The organism is Corallococcus aberystwythensis (assembly GCF_003612165.1).
Taxonomy (GTDB): Bacteria; Myxococcota; Myxococcia; order Myxococcales; family Myxococcaceae; genus Corallococcus; species Corallococcus aberystwythensis.
In genome coordinates this window covers 1-4,303 of the sequence record NZ_RAWK01000456.1, presented here as the reverse complement: position 1 = coordinate 4,303, position 4,303 = coordinate 1, and the positions used below count along the sequence as shown (strand labels likewise).

Annotated in this window: 3 protein-coding genes; 2 read left to right on the top strand and 1 reads right to left on the bottom strand. The window is 70.6% G+C overall.

Annotated elements, in window-relative coordinates:
* The first annotated feature begins 1,224 nt into the window (after positions 1-1,224).
* Positions 1,225-3,381 (top strand): xanthine dehydrogenase family protein molybdopterin-binding subunit, encoded by a 2,157-nt coding sequence (locus tag D7W81_RS40160; protein WP_120560601.1) that lies wholly within the window; start codon positions 1,225-1,227, stop codon positions 3,379-3,381.
* Between the two features lie 2 nt (positions 3,382-3,383).
* Positions 3,384-3,872, top strand: coding sequence for a (2Fe-2S)-binding protein (locus tag D7W81_RS40155; protein ID WP_120560600.1), 489 nt, complete (start codon positions 3,384-3,386; stop codon positions 3,870-3,872).
* A 5-nt stretch (positions 3,873-3,877) separates the two neighbouring features.
* On the opposite strand, the gene D7W81_RS40150 is transcribed toward D7W81_RS40155, so the two are convergent.
* Positions 3,878-4,147 carry a hypothetical protein gene (locus D7W81_RS40150; RefSeq protein WP_120560599.1) on the bottom strand — a complete coding sequence of 90 codons (270 nt, stop codon included), beginning with the start codon at positions 4,145-4,147 and terminating at the stop codon, positions 3,878-3,880.
* Positions 4,148-4,303: the final 156 nt, after the last annotated feature.

Sequence of the window (4,303 nt, the reverse complement as noted above, 5' to 3'; positions counted from 1 at the left end):
CCTCCTCGCCCGATGCTTCGCCCATCCAACCAGATGGGTCTGACATGGACGCGAAGGCCCACCGGTGACGTCGCCTACCAGGCCAGCGCGCTCCCGGGCCCGAAGCGTCGCGAACTGGTCCGACAGTCGGACCAGTTGGGCGACGTCGCCTCCGGCAGGCGCCTCCGCATGTGGCCATCTTGGCGGTCCGACAGTCGGACCGGTTGAGCGACGTCGCTTCCGGCAGAGCCCCCTTGCCTGGGACTGACCTGGCGGTCCGACAGTCGGACCAGTTGGACGACAGCGCTTCAGGCACGCGCCTTCGCCAGTGGCCACCTTGGCGGTCCGGCGGTCGGACCGGTTAGGCGATGGCGCTTCCGGCAGGGCCCCCTGACTGGGACTGACTTGGCGGTCCAACAGTCGGACCGGTTGGGCGATGGCGCATCCGGCACACGCCTTCCCTGTGGCCACCTTGGCGGTCCGGCAGTCGGGCCGGTTGGGCGATGGCGCTTCCAGCAGAGTTCCTTGCCTGGGGTTGCATTGGCGGTCCGACAGTCGGACCAGTTGGGCGACGGCGCTTCCGGCAGAGCTCCATACCTATGGCCGCATTCATGGTCCGACAGTCGGACCGGTTGGGCGACGGCGCTTCCGGCAGGTGCATCTGCCTGGGGCTACCTTGGCGGTCCGACAGTCGGACCGGTTGGGCGACGGCGCTTCCGGCAGGTGCATCTGTCCGCGGCCTCGGCTTGCCGCCCGCTCCATTTCACCGTGGCGCCCCCGTGATGCGATCCACAAGGCCCGCGTCCTCACGGAGCACTTCGGGCCACAGGATTCGCCTACGAACTTTTTGCGGCCTGATTGGAAGCGGAGCCGGCTCCCTGGTGCTTCTTCATTGGCGTCGGCCGAGAGACAGACACCATGGTCGACGGGCTTCGCATCGGGCGGTTGGACTCGAGCATCCACGACTACAGGAACACTCAGTGCGAGCTGACCATCAAGGAGGCGAACTCCCGGGTCAAAGATGGCAACGGAAGCACCTTGCGGATGCGTGCTGGGACGAAGCACGCTTGGGACGGTCCAGGCAACACGCTGAACATGTGCGGCTCGATGCCCTACAGAAGCAGGACAGCGCTTCGGGACGGCACGAGGTCCTGTGCTGGATGCTTCCGGGTTCCAGGTGACAGGTGCCTCACAAGGCGCCCTGGGTCGTTGGGCCCGCCGACGGCCGCGTGAGACACTTTGCCCATGGCTGACGCGCTGCCGACGGACGCAGCTCCTCCAGGCGGGCTTGACCGCCGCCGGTTCCTGACGTGGCTGGTGGCTTCCCCCACGCTGATGGTCGCGGCGCGGTGGGGACTCGACCTTCCCTCCGCCCAGGCCGCGGAGCCGAGCGCGCCCGAGGAGACTTCGCTCAACCTTTACGTCGCGGTCCGGACCGACGGGCGCGTCGTCACCACCCTGCCCCGCACGGAGATGGGCCAGGGCATCACCACCGCCGTGGCCATGCTCGTCGCAGAGGAGCTCGACACGGGCCTCGATTCCGTGGACGTCTGTACCGCCGACGCGGATCCCCGCTGGCTCATCCAGCTCACCGGTTTGTCCTCGACGATGCGCTACCTGGCCGGTCCGCTCCGCGCCGCGGCAGCGGAGGCCCGGGCACGGCTGGTCACCGCCGCCGCGCACCGCTGGCGTTTGCTGGCCCTCACGCTCACCACGGCGCAGGGCGAGGTGCATGCTCCCGACGGCCGCACGCTCGGCTACGGCGAGCTCGCGGAGGACGCCGCGCGTGTGCTGCTGCCGGAGGTCTCCCCGCTGCCGAAGTCTCCAGGTGAATACACCGTGGTCGGCCAGCCCACGGGGCGTGTCGACGCACGGGACATCGTCACCGGCGCGGCGCGCTACACCCTGGACCTCGACATCCCGGGCGCGATGCCGACGGTGGTGGCGCGGCCTCCCACGCTGCGCGGCACGGTCCAGTCGTTCAATGCCTCCACGGCCCGGGCCATGCCAGGCGTGGTGGGCGTGGTGCAGCTCCCATCAGGCGTGGCGGTGGCGGCCCGGACTTTCGCGCAGGCCTTCGCCGCGCGCGACGCGTTGCAGATCACCTGGGCACCGGGCCCGGCCAGCCACCTCTCCGATGCCCACATCCGGGCCCGGCTGCGCGACGCCATCGGTCCCCGGCCGCTGCCTCCGCTGCTCACCACCCGCGTCGTGGAGGGCCGCTTCGATTTCCCGTACCTCGCGCATGCGCCCATGGAGACACAGAGCTGCGTGGCTCGCGTGACGGGCGACACCGCGGAGGTGTGGTCCGGCGTCCAGGATCCGAAGTTCGCGCGGAGCCAGGTCGCCGCGGCGCTCGGCTGGGCGCTCACTCCGCAGCGGGTCACCGTGCATCCCATCCGCGCGGGAGGTGGCTTCGGCCGGCGCTTCTTCACCGAGGCCGCCGTGGAGGCCGCGCTCGTCTCACGGTCGCTCGGGCAGCCGGTGAAGCTGATGTGGAGCCGTAACGACGAGATGCGCCAGGGCCACTACCGGCCCGCCAGCCACCACCGCATCCTCGCCTCGCTGGGGCCTGGTGGCTCCGTGCTTGGCTGGCACCACCGCGCAGCCATTCCCACCGTGGAGTTTCCCCACGGCTTCGGAGACCTGCTCACCGCGATGGCCGGACAGGTCCTGCCGGACGTCACCAGCGCGGTGTTCTTCGCGCTGACCCAGCACGTCCCCTACCAGTTCGGCTGGGTGGCGCAGGAGCTGGCCGAAGTGCCGCTCCCGATTCCCACCGCCTCCTTCCGCTCCGTCTTCACCAGCCAGGTGGGAGTGGCCAATGAAATCTTCGTCGACCAGCTGGCCCGCGAACTCCAGCGTGACCCCGTGGAGCTGCGGCGCTCGCGCCTCAAGTCCCGCAGGCTCAAGGCCGTGCTGGACCGGGTGGTGCTCGAAGGCGCCTGGGGCCGCGCGCTACCACCGGGCGTCGCGCAAGGAGTCGCCGTGCTGGAGGAGTGGGACAGCGCCATCGCCCATCTCGTGGAGGTGGACGTCACCGGGGGAACGCCGCGCGTGCTGCGCGTGGTCATCGCCGCGGACGTGGGCCTGCCCATCAATCCCAAGGGCATCGAGGCCCAGCTCCAGGGCGCCGCGCTGGACGCGATGTCCACCACGCTGAGCGCGGGGCTCCACATCGACGCGGGCGCCGTGCGCGAGGGCAGCTTCGCGGACTACCGGTGGCTGCGGATGAAGCACGCGCCCGCCTCCATCCAGGTGCACCTGGTGCGCTCCGACGACCGCGTGGGGGGCGTGGGCGAGCTGGGCTATCCCAGCGCGGCGGCGGCCCTGGCCAACGCCCTTGCCCGGGCGACGGGCACCATGCCCACCCGCTTCCCCATCCTCGACGAGGGAGCCTGACCATGCCGGCCCATTCCTTCATCCTCAACGGTCAGCCGGTGTCCGTGGAGTCGCCCGCGGACCTGCCCCTGCTCTGGGTGCTCCGCGACATGCTGGGCGTCACGGGCCCCAAGTACGGCTGCGGCGTGGGCGTCTGCGGCGCGTGCACCAGCCACCTGGACGGCGAGTCCTTCCGTCCCTGCCTCCACTCCGTGGGCGAAGTCGCGGGCCACGAGGTGAGGACCATCGAGGGGCTGGCGGACGCGACAGGGCTGCACCCCGTGCAGCAGGCGTGGATCGCCGAGGACGTGGCCCAGTGCGGCTTCTGCCAGCCGGGGCAGATCATGGCCGCCGTGGCGCTGCTGAGAAAGAACCCCCAGCCGTCGGACGCGGACATCGACGCGGCCATGAGCGACAACGTCTGCCGCTGCGGCACCTACGTCCGCATCCGGTCCGCCATCCACCGCGCCGCCCTGCTGCTGCGAAGCGGAGCCAGCCTCCCGGAGCGGTGAACCCCTTACGGGTGGAGCCGTCCCCCGGCGAGGACGATGAAGAGCAGGTTCAGGCCTCCCCCCAACAGCAGGCCCACCAGCAACACGATGAGCCAGGAGCGGACGGACGCGGAGGGCCCCTTGATGGCTTGCGTCCTCCAGCGCTCGGTGTCCGCGGCCACGGCCTCCAGCTGCTGCTCCAGCCGCGCGATGTCGCCGTGTCTTGCGTCCAGCTCGGCGCGGACCCGCGCGAGCTCCGCGTCGGATTCCGTGCGGGGACTCTCCATGCGTTCCATGTGCGAAGCTCCCGGGCGGTCCAACGGTTACGGATAGGGCATGTTGGGCGGCGGTCCGCTGTCCCAAGCCGCCTTCGGCGCGGATTTGATGACGTCGTGGGGGACTCTTCCGCCGGTCAGGGCGACAACGCCCTGGCTCAACAGCCCTCCCAGCAC